Genomic DNA, 18,381 nt, shown 5'->3' on the forward strand with positions numbered 1-18,381 from the left:
TGTCGTAACCAGCTTTTTATCTAAAATTTCATTTGAGAATTACGAGTGGCCGCTATTGCAAATTATGGGTGGATTTTTTGCGATAAGTTTAAGTGGCCTTTTTGAAATTGTTTTAGTTGGCCTTTTTACTAAGAATACGCACTAAGATCGAAACTATCTTTAAAGATAGCCTAGGATGTTGTCAGCGTCTTCAAAAGTTAAAACATCAATTAATGTGTGTTGGCAGAGTTTTTCTAATAATGCCACTTTTAGAATTCTTGAATCACATTTAATGTTGGAAAGTTTCACCACATGACAGGTGTTGGCTCGATGTAATCTATAGCCTTTTTAAGGCTGGGTATATTTCGTGTTAACTTGTACGGAAGGCTGCTCAAGTTTTGAAAGATTACAGATGCTAGTAAAAGAAGATTAATCAGTTTTGGGTCGTCTTTTATGATCTTGTCGAGCCCTTTATTAAGCTCTCCAGCAGAATTCTTTTTTAACTCAGGAAAATTTCTTACTAACCATGCTCTTGGAAATTTCTCAATTAAGAAATCACTCAAAAGTGTATCACTGGGCCGTAAAGAATTGTAAATGAGTTCATTAAACTGATAATTAATCAGGGAGGATATATCAGAATAATCAAAATTATGATCAGTAGCTGATAGATATTGAATGAGATTAATGAATTTCTTAATAAAACGGTTCTGCCCTGATTCATCATTTATCTCATAAATAAGATTTTTATGACTTTTTATATACTTGTAAGGTGGCTGATTCATCGCATATTCTTTATACACAATAAATAGGCCACAATGATGTTTTAAGCACCAATCTACACCTATAAGTTGGTGGGATCTTTTCCAGCTAGAGATCCCATATTCATCTATATCCTCTTCAGCACATTTTTTGCAGAAAAATGCCCCTTTTTTCATTATTTTTCTAGCATATTCATTGAAAACAACAGGTTTCTTGGTGGGTCTGTAATGATATGAATTTCTTGTTATCAATAAAGGAATGAGCGTGTGATGTTGAATAAATTCTTTATATGGAGTTTGGGACATAAGAGCTAGCTTATACGACATGGATGCTTTTATATTTTCATAATCAGCATTGCCAAAAAGACCATTAAAATAGGGATTGGCTTTCTGAATTGTCGGAATGTCCTTAATACTATTAGCCATCAGTATTCTGCCAAAATATCCAATCCAGAATTCATCAGGTATCAAAGATGGAATAAATAAGTGTGATTTGGGAAAAATAATTTTCTTTTTTTTGGCGGTCATAATTTATTTAATCGCTGAATTTCACCTTGAACCCATAATTTTGATTTTGGTAATTTATCTAATCTTGGTGAAAATGATAGTTTCGGAAGACGCCTCAGAAAAGCTTTAGGTTTTATTCGTTCCCAGCTTTCAAGGTTTTCCATATTTATAACCTTTAGTGCAGCCAAACACTGATTGTCTCTTTTTACCCAGTTAACTCTTGGTTTAACAGGAAGTGATTGTGCTCTTTTTATTGTGCGTTTCGTTGGTAGGTGTTGTGACAGCCATAATAAATCATTGTTATAGAGCCACCGGTATCCTGAGTCGTTACTTTGCCTTAGCTCAGATTGTGTTGTTGATGGATAGAGGGTTAAAAAATTCAGAAACTTTTCACGTTCTTTTTGACGTTTGTATTTCTTGTGGGCTTCTTTCCAAATTTTCTGCAGATTAGGTTCTTCATTACATATTCTGTCAATGGAGGAGCTCGAAAGTCCCGTTTGATAGGAAACGGCTTTCAGTGGGCAGCCCTGTTTAAGAAGATTGATAACATTCGCTCTGATCTTTGCAGATATTGTTTTCGGTTTGCGTGGTATTTCAATGAGGCCTAGTTTTCCTAACCATCGCATGGCTGTATTGATGTTTATATTTAGCTGTTTTGCAAGTGAAGTAAGCGATCCTTTTTTATTATTAAACCGGTTTGCTAATTCAAGAAGGTGGTCTTCAAGATCTTTGCTCAAGTTCTTATGGCTAGGGCAGGTGGCTTGGAGTTTGGTACCATTCTCTAATGGCAGATCCATTTGTTGTTCCCATAGATAGACCGAATTAAACAATTTCCAATCACCAAAAAGGAAATCGACCATAATCAGATGACTCGCTGTATGGAAATTTACTCTGGGTTTGCGCACTAATCTTAATAACCCATCTGCAAAGCGAGACCCTACAATCCGGTCAAATGTCGGAAGGTTTGATATGGCTTCATAATGTTTAGTTATTCTATTAACGAAATCTTTTGCTCGCACACGACCTGATACTGAAAGTAGTCCCTGCTGCTTTAGCCCATGTAAATAGGTTGCCTTTAGTGAATTGGCTGAATAAGGTGCGGATAACTCTTGGTCAAGCACCATTGATGATAATGTGGATAGTCTTTCCAGTATTGGTTTAGCGCTACCTATTAATTGTTTAGATTGATATTTCTGAATCTCATCGTCATTAGGCAAAAATAGGCCAGAGCGACCACGACCATTAATTCTTAGTTTTGCATAATTCAATGGAGTTGAATGTGTAGGACACACCATGACGGTTGGCAATTGATGTTTGCGGTGCCAATATGCATATCCATAATTTATAATATCCTCTTTAAGACATTCGTTGCAATAACTCAATGGTAGGAATGCCCCTGATGGTCCTGGCGGTAATCCCAAGACAAACTTAAGAGGCTCTACCGTTGACCCAGCCATCAATCCTAAAGCTTTGTCATGAGTGGTTTGTGGACGAAAGCGTAAAAAGTAAGGAAGTGTGGAAGTCTTGATTGCTACTTCAATTGGGTTTCCAAAAGCATTGCCAGTTTTGTTACAAAATACATCTAGATCTGGCGAAAAGTCATGTCTTAGTGCTGCAGATGAGTTGGAGAAAAGGGTTCTGCTGATTTCTTCTGCTTTTCCAATACCATTTAAGCGTTTAGTAACTGCAAGTAATGAATAGAAAGTCATGTCTGGATTTAATATTGGCATCATGATTTGCATTACATGCCTGCCTTCTCAATTTCTATTCTTAATTTTTCTAGACTCTTAAGATTGCTGTTAATCAATCCTTGCTGACGTATGTCCTCTGGACTCATAGTTGCAATCAGTTTTGCCCGATTTTCAACTTTCTTTTGGTTACGCTTTTGCTCAAGCATGAGCTTTGTTTTTCCAGATAAGGGTCTTTTCTGTTTGGTCCTTTCTTGCACCGCCTTATTTGAAATTTCATTTACATGTATTGTTTTTTGTTTGTTGTTGTCTTTTAATTGTTCCCATATGGCTTTGTAAAATTCGTCATTAACATCAGGATATAACGCTAATAGTTCTGAATTTTTGTAATGGAATCCGTCTGCTAACGGTCGCATTTCATCAAAACAAGCTGACTCATAAGCAGCCAGAATGTCAGCAGGGCCGATTGTTTTGCTGCCGTCATATAAAGCATTAGTTTGTGCGTAACACCACAAGGTTAGTGCTAGTCTTGCGATTCCTCCACTACATATCCTTAAAGTGAAGGAACACTCTTCTGGGTTAGTGATCGGATTCTTTAGCAAGTAATATGAAGATACTCCATCAAAGAGTGCATCCCATTCATCATCGGCTTCACGCTCATTCATCGCACCTATTGGAGAAAAAAGGGATTCTTGAGTTAATCCAAAGCGCGATTTATCTTGGCTATAGTCTACCCAGTTGAAAGCGCATTCATTGCCTGAAAAGACCAATGGAATACCGGAATTCATCAATTTTAGTAAAAACATTTGCATCTGCTCAGCCTGCGCTGAGTCAACGATATTACGTAATTGCGCTTCGTCCACGAATATAATGCCTGTGTAGTGGGCGACTAATCTTCCTATGGTGCCCACTGCCAGTGTTTCAACAGTTCTGAATTGTTTGGGTAAATTGTCTGCATAGTTGGTTTCCAAGTGTTTGTCCATCTCGGATAGTATGCTTATCAAGAATCCGCCACGGCTGCCATCGTGCGACAGATCAACGTTAAGATAAACCAATTGACGCATATTTTGCCATCCAGCAGCTTCCACTTTCCCGTGATCAATCACTTGAGGAAGGCATGCACAGAAGCGCTTATGCGTCACAGTTTTTCCAGTCCCGGTGGGACCTTTCATTATATTGATCGCCATTCCTGAAGTTGGAGCAACAGGAAGTCTGGTTTTGCCTTCATTAGCGCATTCTAGAACTTGGTAGTAGTATGCCCTGTTATTGGCAAGGGTAGGATTTCTGGCTCGTAAACCATTCACAAGCATGCCATGCCAGGTTATTGCTGCGCGTACAGATTTCATTGTCGGTTCTAACGGCGTTTTTTCTCCAGCTAACAGTCCAACTTTATCGACAAATGACATGGTGTTGACATCTATGCCTTCCAGAGGATTAAAAGCGATAGCATCTACTACGTCCTCATAATTGTTAAAGACCGGAATTTGCTCAAGTAGAGGATTGTAAGCATAAAACCAAGATTGAGTTCTAGCGTTATCTAACTCAGACATTTGCATATCTCCTTTCCCGGCGTTTCCTAAGAGCAGCTAATGCAATGTTGTTTTCCTCAGATACGGAGTTGGCTTTTTCAGATTTCATCTCTTGCATGCTTAGTTGAGTTATGAAGTCTTTTGTATTTTCTCCATTTTTGTCGGAGATACTGGATATGTCTGGTGGTGAGCTGGTATTTACATTTTCTGGAATCTGTGGCGGCATTCCGTAAATGAATCTTCCTTTTTCTTGATTACGATTATCTTTTTTATTTCTTTTTAAAGAGGCTTTGGATGGAGGTTTGTCTAATTTGGAAAGTGAGTCCTGATATTCCTCTTCAGCATTTTCTTTTGTCTGTTCTTGATGAAATTCCAGATCGCTAAGTGTTTGATTGCGAGACTCTTTGACGTTGAATGAGTAAATTGCATCTCGCTTCATAAGATCAACAATGTCTGGCATGCTGCACTCATCAGGCAGATCGCTATCTTTAGTAACTAAATCAAGCTTGATTAATTCGCCGGTGTAAATATCTTTAAAGAAAATCTCTGTCGGTTTGTATGGGTTGTGTAGGAAATCATCATCGTGTGAAATGGCATTCACTCTTGCCCGAGCAACTTTAGCTTTCATGGCACGCGCTTTGATGAGAGGGTGATGGCTGATGTACCGAATTTGCTCAATGAATTCACGTTTATTTCCAGTATCGGTTCTTAAAAGTTTTACGCCATGCTGTGTGAATGTGCCACGAACAGGAATAAGTAATTTGATGAGTGCTTCATCTTCTCCCATTAAAGTTGTATGACATCTTCCCCGATTGATTTCCCAGCGAGTCAGGTTGGCTCTCGTGAGTTTTATGCCTTTTTCAATCAGGTCACGTCTCATTTCCAGTGTTGGCTGGATATCGAGCTCAATGGTGTTATGTGTATATATGGCACGAGCAGTTTCACGGATTGCTTCTATTGTTGTGTGCCTTGCCAGGACAGTTGCAAGCTCTTCTCCGCGCTCGTGTTTTTGTCCATGTGTCGTGCCATGCATATTGTGGTCAACCATTCGATGTAAAATATGGTGTGAGGTCTCTACAGTTGCGTTTAGATCTGATCTGGCTACACCAACAAATTTGATGCCAGTACCTATGGAGGCCAGTTTTTCTTCGACTGCCTGGCAGCGAAGATCTGTATTGTCTGCAGTGACTGATCCATATTGAATTGGTATCCAGTCTTCCGGGTTTTGGTCATCAAGACCAAGCCACTTTAGCCATTCTGTTTTGTCTGTAAGTGAGTGAAGAAAAGCTAAACCTACAGTTTCGGCGCTTGGTGCATCAAGACCCAGATAGAATCCACTTATGTAGTAATACAGACCATCTACAATAAGAATTCTGTGAGCTGTTCCGATCCTATCCAGTCGGCTTGCGACACTTACTAATTCCACATCAATGCTTGTTGAATCAACTGCACCTCGCTGACCGACAGCGATAATGTCGCTATCCGATGTACCAAATAGCACACGTCCTAAGCGATTAAGGTTGAATTTTGAGATCTGTTTTTTCCAGCTCTCATGACCGGGCGATCTATTCTGTCCCCATGTTTCAAATTGATTTTGTGAAGGGTGTTCATTTATCCTTTTTAGCGATAGGACTGATTTTCCTTCGTCATTAATTGAAATGTCAGAGTAAAACTCGCGCCTCATCTTTCGATGTGCTTTTGTTATGGTGCTACCTTTGATGTAGTAATTTCGCCATGCAAATCCACAGATATCTTTGTCTTGATCTGACATTATGAATCCGGCGGTATTGTTAGCACCGTTTGTTGTTGGTGTATTCGGCCTGCCAAGCTTCCGTTTCTTTTTAGTACTTTTTTCTTTTCCTCTACCGCCTTGATTTGCTGAGTATGGCGTGACTGCTCCGACCGTACTTCCTTCTGCAAAATACTGATTTAATATCTCGGAGATCTGTTTAGTTATTCTTTTAAGTGAGCAATCTTCACTTTTTAAGTCGTTCGCTCTTTTTGTAATAAGCTCGGATCTAACCTGAGGGTCAAACAATAATGTTATGTTTTCATGATCATGAACAAGCGGTTGAATAATTGCATATCTCTCTGCTCTTTTCTTTCTTGGGATACTGATTGACTGGCCCTTACGTAGATATTTCTTGTCGAGTTCATCATCTGTTGCCATGACGTCAGCACGAGGTTTTACGCCATTGGTCAGGAGACGGAGCTTATGCTGAGAGATTTCCTCATTGATTCGATCCAAAGGTAACGACCTCATGCCCACAAAATACAATCTCATGTTGGTTTTATTACTTCCGGATCTTTTGGGAAGAATCGGAATAACTATACTTAGATTATTGTCTTTATTGATATATAAGACCCTGACTATGCAATCTAGTAACGCACTACCATTTTTTGTTTGAATGGCCATGCCTGGGATGATGTTGTTCATCTTGTTACTCCTGCCATGGAATTTCTTATTGCTTGAATTAGAGCTAAGCCACCTTTTTTTGGAGGTTGTGATTCTTTCAACTTTACTGAAAGATCACAGTCGATTAACTGGTTCCAAAGGATATGGTTTTTAAAGAAAGTGGCCTGCGCAGGTGAGCAGTTATAGTCCGTGATCAATCTTTCACGAATACTCTGCAAAGGTTCATTTTGTGCAGCCTCTCCGTGACGATCCAGAAAACTATGTAAGGTATATGACCAAGGATGAGTTGCAGGAAGAATTGCCGCATCAGCGAGCAATTCAAGCTGTGCAAAGACTGGTCCAGGGAAGAGAGATCTATCCCCAACAAAATAGTTTATTCCAAGCTGATTGGCATATCTTCTTTCACACTCCAGCTTTTCAGTTCCACGGTGTAGAGGATCTACATACAAATACTGTTCTGAGGTTAGAGGTTTTACAGAGATTAGGCATGTGGACTTCTTTAAATCAGATACCCAAGGCATGTGAGCGCAAAGATCCATGCTCCAGATATATGGAATATTTGTGCCTACAAAAGTACCGTGTTTGATTCCTGCATCTCTGCATATTTCAGCCATTCCCACTGATTCGGGTAGGATTGAGTCCATTTCTTGGTTACGACTGTATTCTGGGTGGCTATGTTGCCATGGCCATAGCGGAAATTGCTCCCTGATATGCGCACCAACCCAACTGAAGAGTAGCCCCAAATACCACTCGCTGTGAGAGAAAAAGTGACACTCTCTTTTGAATCGGGGTAGAGCTTTTAGTACCTGCACCGACATCGGCGATGGATTCCAGCGTTTTATTTCTAGCACGGGTTTATAGTATTCACCAAAACCAGTGCCCATGCCTGAAGCCATTGCACTATTCAATCTAACCCATGTGACTTTAGGTGCGCGCGCCATTATTTCACCTCATTAGCGATAGAGGTGTTGAAGTTAAGGTAAGTCATTGTATTTCCTATATTATGAAGAGAAGTTGTAGGCTTTGTCAGTAGGTAGACAAGCGCCATCGCACACTCTTTGATTGCGAAAATTTAGGGCGAACTAACCCCTTGACTCTTCACGCATTGATAGGCAGAATACAGTTATGTACTACGTTGTAACCCTGTTAGCGCAGGGGCATCAATAGCAAAGAGCCGATCTTAATGTTCGGCTTTTTTCTTTTATATTTTCTCTGTTAACTATTCCCCTTATTTAGTTTGCCATCTCAACTGATTGATTAACATGGTTGATGATTTCTAATTGCTTCCGTTGTTCGTGAGACGCTTTTGGCTTGATGCCTAATGCAATTGCAATTTTGTGGGTTTCTCCACGTCTGCATTTTGCTTCACCTCTTAACACTCTATATACCAAGGCAGAAGGAAACCCATGATCGCGTGACCATTCCGCAACCGATATTCCATTAGCCTCGAATAAATTGCGCACTTCCAAGAACGAGAGCATTTTTCACCCCAATAGTATAAACATATTTATTATATTTTATATATATTGTAAAAATGTTCAACAATTTGTGAGATAATTTTTTCATGAATACAACTTCTGAAAAACCTGTTGAAGCTTTCTCGCTACGATTGCGTGAAGAACGTAAACGCCTAAAGTTAAGCCAAGAAGAGTTTGGGAATTTAGGTGGCGTGAGTAAAACTGCTCAATATCTGTATGAAAGTGAGAGGAACTGGCCAACCCTGGAGTATCTTGAAGCCTTAAGGATGAGAGGTGTTGATGTTGGCTTTATCGCTACTGGTAAGCGTGCTAACCAAGATATTCTTGATTGGGAGTTGCTAAAGAATGCTTTCCTGCTGATTCAGCGAACCTTTGCCCAAAGACAAGACATGTCTTTTACAGCAGAGCAATTGTTTGATGCATTTAAGAGTGTGGTCGATGCAGCGAATGGGTCAACCAGACCAGAAATCAATGTTGATGATATGCTTACTAATAATGCGCTGGAGAGGTTAGGTGAGTAAGGAGCAAGACCAGATTAACGAATTCAAAGTAATGGTCGAGGCTCTTAGTAAGCAGGTTAAAGGTAGAGATGATTTAGGCTTAGCATTTATTGATAAATTATCAATGCAGTTTGATGACCATTTAGCACATCAGAATATTTATCCAAATGAATCTGGAAAAACTAGTGGCGTAAAATCATTATTTACTAAGTTATTAATAAAACTAGGGCTTCAAGCCAACAGATTATTCAGTATTGACCCAGTGATACAAAACTTCATTAATGAATTGAGTAAAACAGGTGTAATTACTACTGCTCAGTTTGAGCTGCTTAGAATTTATAGAATGATAAGGGTTGATGATGATGGCTCATATTTTGTGATGCAGCCAAGGGAGACAGATTACAAGAAGGCAAAATTACAGGCATTGTTGCTTCTAATTTTGACACCTTTTATGGTAGCCTTCGTGTGGGATATGTCTAAGTGTATTTATCCTGGATTACCAACTGCATTTATATTGGGGTCGGCTTTAGGATTGCTTTGGCAGGGGACATATAATTTGGCATGGGGTCGTGAGAAGTTAGCCAAATTTATAGTTTCTAGATACCCTTGGTTTAAGCTAGTTAAGTGATTTACCCGGCAGGAGTAATTTGGGGAGTTTACTTCAGAGTCTAACTTTAGCCATGCTAGATGTCAGCCCCTCATTGGTTGCAGAGGAGTGGTGTCAGTAGTTTGAGTACCTATATTCGGTAGCCCATTATTATTGAACTGTACAAATGACCCCACGGAGATAATATTTAAAGGATAATTTTTATTTAAATAAAGCATTAGTACAGAATTTGTAACTGTGTCACCAGTTGGGTCAATCAGTACAAAGCCAACTAAACTAGGTGTGTTGGCTGCACCTTGAGTACCATAAATAGACTTTAAATGTAGCTCAAGAATCCAGACTCGCTTAGGTAAGTCCATTGTCCTAAGTTCATCTTTTAATTCTTTTGCCATTATTGTTGAAGCAGCCCAATTTCTTAGTTTTCGTTTCTCAACCAACAAAATGCGAATAGCAATTTCTGCGGCAGAATGTTCCAAGTCAGCCTTATTCGCAGCAGTAACGAAGCCTTGGTATAAATCTGCAACTATGGTTAAACCAACACTTAGTGCCTCTTCACCAGACATAAAAACATCAGATGGTAATAATGGCATTGCATATACCATTTGCTCCATCGAGTAGCCAGTACCACCGCCATTAGAAGGTGGAAACTTCATGTAAGGCCCAGAGTTATCATTGTTTATAATAAATTCTGGAATCCAGCTAACGGCATGTGCAAACTTTAGATTTAAACCAACGGAGTTAGATACGTCCACATTTTTGAAAGTTTTAATTTTTTCATTCCATGTGTGACCAACAGCAACTACGGCATGACCACCATTTTGATTGATTAATATTAAAACTACTGGTATTTCAGATTCTATATATGGATGAATGTTTTGTTTTGCGATTTCAACATCAGAAGCGTTCATGACATTTAGGTTTTGATTATGCCATTGACCCAACCAAATTGAGTGTGGAGAATATCCAGCGGAGCGAATTGCCTCAATCATCTGTATATGAGTTAAGCCCTGGCGATTAGGTTTAATGCGCCCGTTTGCGTTATAACGAGTGGCTGCATCTGTAATTTGCGCTGGATCATGTGCTCTATCACCTTCACGTTTACGTAATGTCCGTAATGCCATCCATATCGAAGCTTGTGCACAAGCGCCCACAGCATTATCTTGCTGCATAAACGGAGTGCCACATACAGTTAATTGTTTTCCCATAATATGTACGGGAAATTTGTCCGCGCTGCGTATAAATCCAATTGATACTTCGCGACTTAAAATGGAGGCACCTACAGGACTCATGATGACAGGCCTAAGGGTAACAAATCCTAGATAATTTTCTGGGAGTATAGAATCAATATATTCAAGCGGAGTTGCTACACCAACTTTTGTTTCTTTGAAGAAATGAAGCCTTGTACAAAGTCGATTCACTTCTGTGAATTGTTTACTGTAATAAGAGCTATATTCTGCAAGAAAATCAGGATCATGCACCCTGTGTTGTGCCAAGATAGCAACTGCTCCAGCGTTAAACAGTGCTTCACAGCAATTAAGCAATGGTACTTGAGTGTTAGCAGATTGTTGAGGTTTGCGATGTGAAATTAACTCTAGCTCTTGATACACCGTATCAAGAAGACTTTTATAGTTTGTGATTTCGTGGATTGTTATTCTTGGGTCCATAAAAAAGCCGTCTGTTTGACGGCCCTATTCTTGTATAAGTAATATTAAAATATCGTAATATTTAGCGACTCTTCGACCGCTCTTCTTTGCACATTACGTATTTCTTCAATTTTACTAAAAATTTGATTTGAGAGGTTATCGTGAATCTCCTGAGCTTTATCTACAGGCATTACGACAGTTTTGTTTTCGCTCTTAGCTACCTCGAGTACGAATAAACCGAGATTAGACATTTTTAACTCCAAAGATAAGCATTTATAATGCTCAAATTGCAAAAGATTATAATTTCACAGATGCATTAGTTAGAAATACTAAATTTATAAACAGTTCCTTAAATTTAATAATTCATTTTACGTAAAAAAAGAAATTGCAAACGAATCTCTACAATAACATTGATTAATCCCTCTCTTTTCTGAAATTATCTACTTGACAATTTACATTGTCAATAAAGAGATTAGGGGAAATCCTTTACTAAACACAGTATTAGATTACTCTCAAGCTTTAGGAATGACTTTCTAGCAAAGAAAAACAAATTTCCTAAGCATTATGTAGGAATTAAATAATTATTGGCGTTAAAGTCTGCCTATGTTGATACAGCGGGGATGCTTTACTAGCGGTTAATATCTTTAAGTAAGCAAATATTCAATAAAACAACCTCAATTCATCATAAAAACAACAAATCAAGCTTAAGACTAAAAGATAGCGTACTTGAGGAGTGATAAAAGACTATGGAGGGGTAATCGAATCACCAGAAAAAGTTGATGATTCGATGAGGCTATCGAAATAAGTCGACTAATTTTTTGAAAACTACGGTAACAAAACTTAATCTAGCCACTTCAGGCTGAACATTTTGAATTTTTCTTGCAAGTTTTTGCTTGTCATTTCGTTCAAAATGTTCAGATTTTCTATACTTGTCTCTCTTCCTGACCTCATCGACTTGGTCTTTTGAAAACTTTCCAGACCACTCAATTTTGCCACTTCTGATCCAATAGTGGGACTGACAAGGAAAGCTCCAATTACCAATTGAAGGACTTAGAGAAATATTTTCCCCGTCATATATCAACTTCCAATCTGTTGGGGATAATGGCGTTACGACTTTATTGCCACAACCACAGCAGCAGTTATGAATCGCTGTTCCAAATCCCATGGATACATAAAGTATACCGTCCTTCAGTGACTGTGGCATGTACTCTACAAATTCCGCCTCAAGAAATTCAGTCTTCATTTATACATTCGCTTAAGTATAAGTTTGTATCAACAGTGTACGTAGAATGATGCTCGCTTTCGTGATCATGATAAAACCCGCTTAGTTTTTTCCACTTTATTACAGCCAAAGATGCGTTTAATGAGTTCAAATCTGCAATCTGGATATTTTGCGCATATTCGTCATCATCTCTATCAACCAATGACACTTTTTTAATAAAATGGTCACGCTTTGCTTCAGTACTAGTGGTAACTCTTAGAGTGGCTATTAGAGCATTTTTTACAGCTTGTACGCCAATTCCTACATCAATGAAGGAGGTGCCTTCGTTTTCAAGTTTAGCTATAAGTAACTTCTTAACTTCACCCTTATCTATGCATATAAATACAAAGTCAAAATGTGGTAAGTCATTAATATTTTGATCATTAAGATATTCAGAATGTGCAACAATATTCTTATGCATTTTTGAATATACATTATTGAAATAATCTACTTTATAGTTTTTCTCGTTAAGTTCTTCTAGGCTGATTGCGCCTGGTGCACGGAAAGCATTGTGCTGTAAAAATCTATCGCCATCAAATAAGTGAATTTCTGCCACAGGTGTTTTAGCAACAAGATCTAATACGTATGAGCCAGTACCACCCAGACCGATAATTGCAATTTTCTTACTTTTAAATTTATCGTTAATTGTTGAAATACCTGCTCGGCTTGACCATGAATCTAGATAATGAAAAACAGACTCAGGATCTTCTGATTCAATTACTTTAAAAGTCTGTGCGGATAATCCAGTTGGGGCCGAAATAATTTCGATGTAACGCTTCATTTTCTCGTAATAATCAGGATAACCAAGTCCGTCACGAGGTTTGCTAGAAAAAGAGTGATTAACCTCTACACCTTCTGCGAGTATCTGAGTGTTTGATGTATGTCTAAAGCCTTCTATTGGGGACCCATTTTTATGACATGGGTAATCTCCTTTAAACATTCCAACGTGCGTATCTGGCTTAGTAGTAATATTGCCAGCGAGATGCAATGTTGAAACCACAGTGCCATACTTAATTACACGGTCTGCATTGATATATGGTATGCCAGAAATCAGTAAGTGACCCGATTTTATTTGTACCTCATATCCCTCGTCACGCAGTTTCTTTAGATCAGGACTATGATTTATCAGTTGGTGTGACATTGAATATCATCCCTTTCTTAATTTTAACTGTATCACCAATATCCATGGCACCTTGTTGATTTGATGATGTGCCTTTTTTGTATGTAACTGTGTAAATAACATTGCCACCTATAACTGCGCTAGGGAAGCATAGTTGAACAACTTCAAGGTATGTTATGTCCTTATCGTCAACTACTTGCTCGGTTGCATTTACAATGATTGTAATTTCATGCTCTTTCGATTTATGAGGTTGTGATTGATTTTCTAATTCATTCATATTGCTCTCCAAATTATGAGGTTTGTTTGCTGCATAATTACAAAGGCTTAATAAGCATTGCATGCAGACAATTAAATTAAATATTTTTTATTTGTCTGCATCGTTAAGTTTTGGAGCCTTACGTTCTATGGGAAATGCATTGATCAAAAATGAAGATGTACAAGATGTTCTGTCGATATCTGAAATTAAGATATGCCTAGACACGCTTACAGAAGCTAAATGGATAAAACTGGGTAAAACTGCAAATAACTTATGTGTAGGTTTACCGTTTGAGGGAGCAGATCTTTTACATATTGTTGTATGTAAAGCGCTTGAAGGTAAGCGGAAATGCCGAAAATATTTGCCGATTGAGGTTTTTATATATGGTGCTATGGAGAGCTTAGTCGATGCATTTATTAAAAAGCGTAAGTCAGATCCACTTCAGCTAACTAGACATATTTCTGAGGAAAATGATGTCACAGAGCTAATTGACTTGTTTAGTAATAATATTGACACGCCTGAAGAAGAGTTAATTGCCAGTCAAGCTTTGCAAAGGATTGAACAGTTATTTGAAGGTGACGAAAATTCATTAAAGATTTTATCTTACCAAATGGATAATTTAACACCTGCAGATATTCAAGAGTTAATGCAACTTACTTCAGTGCAGTATGCAAGTGCATTAAGAGCTATTCGACGTAAATATGAAAAATTGGAAATATAGGACTCAATATGACTAGCGAAGCAAAAAATACTTTTGAGCAGTTATTTAATATTGCTCAAGCAAGATCACGTGAAATTATCAGTATGCCTGACGATGAAATATTAATTGAAGCTAATAAGGACTCTACACTGAAGAGCGATGGAATTATGGCTAAAAATGCATACCTTAAAGCGCTGAAAACAGTAAATTACCAAGAATCAAAAGAATTTGAACAGAAAAACAATAGTTTTAATTTAGCAAATATATTAATAAAGGGTATGGATGTTAGTTTGGTTCGACAAAAAATCATGGGATTGGCCGCTGCAAATGATCCATCTTTACAGCTGGTCGCAGGCAGAGTTAGCTCATTGTCTGATGATGAGGCATTAAAGATTTATCAGAATCTACTATCTACTGGGGTGCTTAAGTCTGATCCCAAATAAATATTAAATCAGCCTGTAATAAAGTAAATCATGCACTAAGTTATCAATAAATGCCCTTCATTTATTTCCAAGTAAGTGTCAAATAAAAAGCCTTAGAGTTTCCCCTAAGGCTTTTTGAATTACATAATAACTATACGATTGAAGAGTTACGTATTTAATATTATCGACATCTCATAAAGTTACGTATTTATTATTTAAGTTACGTATTTATTCTGCAGAAACAATTGTCACATTAAGCAAAGTTTGCTGATGCGAAATCCCAGTTAGCTAAAGATGCTAAGAATACTTCTACAAATTTAGCACGTGCATTACGGTAGTCGATATAGTAAGCGTGTTCCCATACGTCAATCGTTAGTAGTGCTTTATCGCCAGTTGTTAGTGGTGTACCTGCAGCGCCCATGTTAACGATATCTACAGAGCCATCTGCTTTTTTAACAAGCCATGTCCAGCCAGAGCCAAAGTTGCCAACAGCAGACGCTTGGAATGCCTTTTTGAACTCGTCGAATGAGCCCCATTTCGCATTGATAGCATCAGCTAATGCGCCAGAAGGAGCACCACCGCCGTTTGGTTTCATGCCATTCCAGAAGAAGGTATGGTTCCAGATTTGAGCTGAGTTGTTATAAATGCCACCAGAAGATTTCTTAATGATTTCTTCTAGACTTGAGTTTTCAAACTCTGTACCTTTAATCAGGTTGTTTAAGTTAGTCACGTAAGTTTGATGATGTTTTCCATAGTGAAACTCGATAGTTTCTTCTGAAATATGTGGTGCAAGTGCATCTTTCGCGTATGGTAAAGCTGGTAGTTGATGTTCCATGATAGTCCTTTGTTCGTGAAAAAGTCTAAAGTGTTATTTTGCCATAATAACACTGTAAATTAGTAGGGTATTATTGAATTTGGCTATTTTTTCTTGGCTCTAGGGTGTGCGTTGTCGTAAATTTTAGCCAGATGCTGAAAGTCTAAGTGAGTATATACTTGTGTCGTACTAATGTTGGCATGCCCTAACATTTCTTGCACTGCGCGCAAATCTTGGCTTGATTGTAAAACATGACTGGCGAAACTATGGCGTAGGAGATGCGGGTGCATGTTAGAGTTCACGCCTTGTTTAATCGCCCATAATTTGACTCTGTACTGTACGGCGCGTGGCGTTATTCTGCGACCTTGTTGGGTGATGAATACCGCTTGTGCATCTTTTTCATCAATCGTGATTAGCGCGCGTAACTGGAGCCACTTTTGCATGGATGTCGCAGCATGGCTCCCTAATGGCACGATGCGCGTTTTGTTGCCCTTACCAGTCACTTCAAGCGTACCTTCGCTAAAGTCTAAGCTATTGATGTTGAGATTAACGAGCTCGGCCAGACGTAACCCTGACGAATAGAATAATTCAAGAATGGCGTGGTCTCGAATTTCTAAAACACTGTCACCTTGAATATCCACAAATTTAACAGCTTGGTCCACAGATAGCGCTTGCGGTAAGGTTTTGGATGCTTTGGGTGCGCGCAACCCGGCAACGGGGTTTTGTGTAAATCCATGATGGTGAATTAAATAGTCATAAAACCCTCTCCACGCAGAGAGCGCCCGCGCAATGCTTTTGCTACTTAAGTCTCGCGCATGCATCTTGCCAATAAAGCGCCTGATTTGCACATGATTGAGCTCGTTTAGACTGGTATTTTCAGCGAGAGACTCTAAAAGCAGAATGTCTCGTGTGTAGCTTTTACAGGTGAGCTGGCTAAGGCCTCGTTCGAAAGTGAGATGCTGAATATATTGGTCTAGGTGAAGCACGGTTTAATACAGTTGCTGTTTATAGATTTAAGGCAAACAAATGATTCAGCAAGGTTGCCGCGACTAGTTCACCAATATGCTCTAGGTACAGTGTTCCCATGCCAACCTTGAAACGATCTTTGTCTTCTGCGCCTAAAATGAGCACTCCAAACGGGCGCTGATCCGCTGCTTTTGTGCCTAAAGGGATAATCACAAATGATTGCAATTTACTATCAAGTAAGTCACCAAGTATTTCAGGTTTACTACCGCAGTATGGTTGGGTTAATGACATCACCCATTCGTTAAATGCTTCACTCACATGGGTAAATGTAGGGTCTTGTACAATCGCACTGTTGCTTGGTTTAACCCAGATACGGATTAGTGACTCTGTCACAGCGAAATCAAGTTTTAAGGTTTCTGCTATCAGTTGTTGTAATGCTGTGTAGCTTTGTTGATTGAGTAATTTGACACTAAACTGATGCACTTTCTCACTTGTGGCATCATTTTCTTCTGCATGCACAATCATTTGTGCCATCATGGCCTCAATCACACGAGTTTTGTCACGCTGTGCTAATTGTTGGCGCTCTGTCAACGATATGACACCATTGCCGTGAGGGTTGGGTAGCGTAATCTCAGTGAGTAATGTGGCATTCTTTTCGAAAAAGTTTGGATGATTACGTAGATAATCTTTCACTTGTTCCGCAGAAATAGTCTCATCTTGATTGCTTGTCATTTTCGGGCTTTCTTTTAAGTATTATTAATTAGATAGCGTCTAAATCTATTTCGCCTGTAAATACGGTGACTGCTGGCCCCGTCATCATTACTGGTGCATCTGCGCCCTGCCATGCAATGCTAAGCTCGCCGCCACGGGCAGATACGCTAACGGGCGAGCTTAAGCGACCTAACTGTATGCCAGTTACTGCTGCGGCACAAGCGCCTGTCCCACATGCAAGGGTTTCACCAGAGCCGCGCTCAAAAACCCTTAATTTAATATGGTGCTCATCAATGATTTGCATAAAGCCAACATTGACACGCTCAGGAAAGCGAGGATGGTACTCAATCGCGCTCCCTAAGGGCAATACAGGTGCCGTTTCTACATCATCAACAACCAGTAGCGCGTGTGGGTTGCCCATGGATACTGCGGAAATGTCTAGTACTTGGTTGTCCACTTCAAGCATATAGCTATTTGCGCCTGATTCTGCAATAAACGGAATCGAGTCAGGGTTAAATCTTGGCGCACCCATGTTCACGGTTACTAGGCCGTGTTCTTCTAACTTAGGGGTGATGATGCCGCTGGCAGTTTCAACGCTAATTTCACGTTTGTTGGTCAGACCCTGATCAACGACAAAGCGCACAAAGCAGCGAGCACCATTTCCACATTGTGAAACTTCACTACCATCTGCATTAAAAATACGGTATTTAAAATCAGCGATGACTGAGGGTTCAACCAGTAACAACTGATCAAAACCAATGCCAAATTGGCGGTGTGCCAGTTTCTTAATCGTATCGGTAGAGAGCGAGATTGATTGTGTGACACCATCAATGACCATGAAGTCGTTACCAGCACCTTGCATTTTTGTAAATTTAATCATTTTAGCCATGTGTTTATTGTAATGAGAATGTATATCTAGAGGGGAAAAATTAGCAGTTTTTATTCTGCAGTTTTTATTAAATATCAGTAGTATTGAGATTTAACTTAATATTTTAATTGATCATATTTTTATTGTATTTAGTGATG

General features: G+C 39.0%; 19 protein-coding genes. 4 read left to right on the forward strand and 15 right to left on the reverse strand.

Annotated features, from left to right (window positions below):
* Nucleotides 1-284: 284 nt before the first annotated feature.
* The 6 genes from Q7U33_RS06635 to Q7U33_RS06660 all read right to left on the reverse strand — a co-directional run bounded on the left by Q7U33_RS06635 (nucleotide 285) and on the right by Q7U33_RS06660 (nucleotide 8,358).
* Complete coding sequence (locus tag Q7U33_RS06635; RefSeq protein ID WP_304858869.1) at nucleotides 285-1,265, reverse strand: TniQ family protein; 981 nt, start codon at nucleotides 1,263-1,265, stop codon at nucleotides 285-287.
* The gene (locus Q7U33_RS06640; protein WP_304858871.1) at nucleotides 1,262-2,986 is read right to left on the reverse strand and encodes a TnsD family Tn7-like transposition protein; all 1,725 of its coding nucleotides are present in this window, start codon (nucleotides 2,984-2,986) and stop codon (nucleotides 1,262-1,264) included. The genes Q7U33_RS06635 and Q7U33_RS06640 overlap by 4 nt, the downstream gene beginning before the upstream one ends.
* Nucleotides 2,986-4,482, reverse strand: coding sequence for an ATP-binding protein (locus Q7U33_RS06645; protein WP_304858873.1), 1,497 nt, complete (start codon nucleotides 4,480-4,482; stop codon nucleotides 2,986-2,988). The genes Q7U33_RS06640 and Q7U33_RS06645 overlap by 1 nt, the downstream gene beginning before the upstream one ends.
* On the reverse strand, nucleotides 4,475-6,898 hold the full coding sequence (locus tag Q7U33_RS06650; protein ID WP_304858875.1) for a hypothetical protein: 2,424 nt from the start codon (nucleotides 6,896-6,898) through the stop codon (nucleotides 4,475-4,477). Before Q7U33_RS06650 ends, Q7U33_RS06645 begins: the two co-directional genes overlap by 8 nt.
* Nucleotides 6,895-7,818: a hypothetical protein gene (locus tag Q7U33_RS06655; protein WP_304858877.1), complete on the reverse strand. Its 924-nt coding sequence runs from the start codon at nucleotides 7,816-7,818 to the stop codon at nucleotides 6,895-6,897. Before Q7U33_RS06655 ends, Q7U33_RS06650 begins: the two co-directional genes overlap by 4 nt.
* A gap of 291 nt (nucleotides 7,819-8,109) precedes the next feature.
* Nucleotides 8,110-8,358: a DNA-binding protein gene (locus tag Q7U33_RS06660; protein WP_304858879.1), complete on the reverse strand. Its 249-nt coding sequence runs from the start codon at nucleotides 8,356-8,358 to the stop codon at nucleotides 8,110-8,112.
* 83 nt (nucleotides 8,359-8,441) lie between these two features.
* Here Q7U33_RS06660 and Q7U33_RS06665 point away from each other — a divergent pair, with 83 nt between their 5' ends.
* Nucleotides 8,442-8,876 carry a helix-turn-helix domain-containing protein gene (locus tag Q7U33_RS06665; RefSeq protein ID WP_304858881.1) on the forward strand — a complete coding sequence of 145 codons (435 nt, stop codon included), beginning with the start codon at nucleotides 8,442-8,444 and terminating at the stop codon, nucleotides 8,874-8,876.
* The gene (locus Q7U33_RS06670; RefSeq protein WP_304858883.1) at nucleotides 8,869-9,483 is read left to right on the forward strand and encodes a hypothetical protein; all 615 of its coding nucleotides are present in this window, start codon (nucleotides 8,869-8,871) and stop codon (nucleotides 9,481-9,483) included. The genes Q7U33_RS06665 and Q7U33_RS06670 overlap by 8 nt, the downstream gene beginning before the upstream one ends.
* A gap of 62 nt (nucleotides 9,484-9,545) precedes the next feature.
* On the opposite strand, the gene Q7U33_RS06675 is transcribed toward Q7U33_RS06670, so the two are convergent.
* From Q7U33_RS06675 to Q7U33_RS06695, 5 genes are all read right to left on the reverse strand, one after another.
* Nucleotides 9,546-11,126 carry a hypothetical protein gene (locus Q7U33_RS06675; RefSeq protein ID WP_304858884.1) on the reverse strand — a complete coding sequence of 527 codons (1,581 nt, stop codon included), beginning with the start codon at nucleotides 11,124-11,126 and terminating at the stop codon, nucleotides 9,546-9,548.
* Between the two features lie 44 nt (nucleotides 11,127-11,170).
* Nucleotides 11,171-11,356, reverse strand: a complete 186-nt coding sequence (locus Q7U33_RS06680; protein WP_304858886.1) for a hypothetical protein — start codon at nucleotides 11,354-11,356, stop codon at nucleotides 11,171-11,173.
* Nucleotides 11,357-11,898: 542 nt separating this feature from the next.
* Nucleotides 11,899-12,348, reverse strand: coding sequence for a DUF6527 family protein (locus Q7U33_RS06685; protein WP_304858888.1), 450 nt, complete (start codon nucleotides 12,346-12,348; stop codon nucleotides 11,899-11,901).
* The gene (locus Q7U33_RS06690) at nucleotides 12,338-13,507 is read right to left on the reverse strand and encodes a ThiF family adenylyltransferase (RefSeq protein WP_304858890.1); all 1,170 of its coding nucleotides are present in this window, start codon (nucleotides 13,505-13,507) and stop codon (nucleotides 12,338-12,340) included. The genes Q7U33_RS06685 and Q7U33_RS06690 overlap by 11 nt, the downstream gene beginning before the upstream one ends.
* A complete protein-coding gene (locus Q7U33_RS06695; protein WP_304858892.1) occupies nucleotides 13,482-13,763 on the reverse strand; it encodes a multiubiquitin domain-containing protein in 282 nt (93 codons plus the stop codon). Before Q7U33_RS06695 ends, Q7U33_RS06690 begins: the two co-directional genes overlap by 26 nt.
* A gap of 61 nt (nucleotides 13,764-13,824) precedes the next feature.
* On the opposite strand from Q7U33_RS06695, the gene Q7U33_RS06700 reads away from it, so the two are divergent.
* Together Q7U33_RS06700 and Q7U33_RS06705 are read left to right on the forward strand one after the other, a co-directional pair.
* Nucleotides 13,825-14,463, forward strand: coding sequence for a sigma-70 family RNA polymerase sigma factor (locus tag Q7U33_RS06700; RefSeq protein ID WP_304858894.1), 639 nt, complete (start codon nucleotides 13,825-13,827; stop codon nucleotides 14,461-14,463).
* A gap of 8 nt (nucleotides 14,464-14,471) precedes the next feature.
* Nucleotides 14,472-14,885, forward strand: coding sequence for a hypothetical protein (locus Q7U33_RS06705; RefSeq protein ID WP_304858897.1), 414 nt, complete (start codon nucleotides 14,472-14,474; stop codon nucleotides 14,883-14,885).
* A 232-nt stretch (nucleotides 14,886-15,117) separates the two neighbouring features.
* Here Q7U33_RS06705 and Q7U33_RS06710 read toward each other — a convergent pair whose 3' ends face one another.
* From Q7U33_RS06710 to dapF, 4 genes are all read right to left on the reverse strand, one after another.
* Complete coding sequence (locus tag Q7U33_RS06710; RefSeq protein ID WP_304858899.1) at nucleotides 15,118-15,699, reverse strand: superoxide dismutase; 582 nt, start codon at nucleotides 15,697-15,699, stop codon at nucleotides 15,118-15,120.
* 83 nt (nucleotides 15,700-15,782) lie between these two features.
* On the reverse strand, nucleotides 15,783-16,664 hold the full coding sequence (xerC, locus tag Q7U33_RS06715) for a tyrosine recombinase XerC (protein ID WP_304858901.1): 882 nt from the start codon (nucleotides 16,662-16,664) through the stop codon (nucleotides 15,783-15,785).
* 19 nt (nucleotides 16,665-16,683) lie between these two features.
* Nucleotides 16,684-17,376 (reverse strand): DUF484 family protein, encoded by a 693-nt coding sequence (locus Q7U33_RS06720; protein WP_304858903.1) that lies wholly within the window; start codon nucleotides 17,374-17,376, stop codon nucleotides 16,684-16,686.
* 28 nt (nucleotides 17,377-17,404) lie between these two features.
* Entirely contained in the window at nucleotides 17,405-18,244 is an 840-nt protein-coding gene (gene dapF, locus Q7U33_RS06725) for a diaminopimelate epimerase (protein WP_304858905.1), read from the reverse strand.
* Nucleotides 18,245-18,381: the final 137 nt, after the last annotated feature.

Source organism: Methylotenera sp. (assembly GCF_030653755.1).
In the GTDB taxonomy this organism is placed as follows: domain Bacteria; phylum Pseudomonadota; class Gammaproteobacteria; order Burkholderiales; family Methylophilaceae; genus Methylotenera.

Coding starts and splice junctions, on each gene's coding strand:
- Q7U33_RS06635 (WP_304858869.1), bottom strand. CDS start 1,265: ATGACCGCCAAAAAAAAGAAAATTATTTTTCCCAAATCACACTTATTT.
- Q7U33_RS06640 (WP_304858871.1), bottom strand. CDS start 2,986: ATGCAAATCATGATGCCAATATTAAATCCAGACATGACTTTCTATTCA.
- Q7U33_RS06645 (WP_304858873.1), bottom strand. CDS start 4,482: ATGTCTGAGTTAGATAACGCTAGAACTCAATCTTGGTTTTATGCTTAC.
- Q7U33_RS06650 (WP_304858875.1), bottom strand. CDS start 6,898: ATGAACAACATCATCCCAGGCATGGCCATTCAAACAAAAAATGGTAGT.
- Q7U33_RS06655 (WP_304858877.1), bottom strand. CDS start 7,818: ATGGCGCGCGCACCTAAAGTCACATGGGTTAGATTGAATAGTGCAATG.
- Q7U33_RS06660 (WP_304858879.1), bottom strand. CDS start 8,358: ATGCTCTCGTTCTTGGAAGTGCGCAATTTATTCGAGGCTAATGGAATA.
- Q7U33_RS06665 (WP_304858881.1), top strand. CDS start 8,442: ATGAATACAACTTCTGAAAAACCTGTTGAAGCTTTCTCGCTACGATTG.
- Q7U33_RS06675 (WP_304858884.1), bottom strand. CDS start 11,126: ATGGACCCAAGAATAACAATCCACGAAATCACAAACTATAAAAGTCTT.
- Q7U33_RS06680 (WP_304858886.1), bottom strand. CDS start 11,356: ATGTCTAATCTCGGTTTATTCGTACTCGAGGTAGCTAAGAGCGAAAAC.
- Q7U33_RS06685 (WP_304858888.1), bottom strand. CDS start 12,348: ATGAAGACTGAATTTCTTGAGGCGGAATTTGTAGAGTACATGCCACAG.
- Q7U33_RS06690 (WP_304858890.1), bottom strand. CDS start 13,507: ATGTCACACCAACTGATAAATCATAGTCCTGATCTAAAGAAACTGCGT.
- Q7U33_RS06695 (WP_304858892.1), bottom strand. CDS start 13,763: ATGAATGAATTAGAAAATCAATCACAACCTCATAAATCGAAAGAGCAT.
- Q7U33_RS06700 (WP_304858894.1), top strand. CDS start 13,825: ATGCAGACAATTAAATTAAATATTTTTTATTTGTCTGCATCGTTAAGT.
- Q7U33_RS06705 (WP_304858897.1), top strand. CDS start 14,472: ATGACTAGCGAAGCAAAAAATACTTTTGAGCAGTTATTTAATATTGCT.
- Q7U33_RS06710 (WP_304858899.1), bottom strand. CDS start 15,699: ATGGAACATCAACTACCAGCTTTACCATACGCGAAAGATGCACTTGCA.
- Q7U33_RS06720 (WP_304858903.1), bottom strand. CDS start 17,376: ATGACAAGCAATCAAGATGAGACTATTTCTGCGGAACAAGTGAAAGAT.
- dapF (WP_304858905.1), bottom strand. CDS start 18,244: ATGGCTAAAATGATTAAATTTACAAAAATGCAAGGTGCTGGTAACGAC.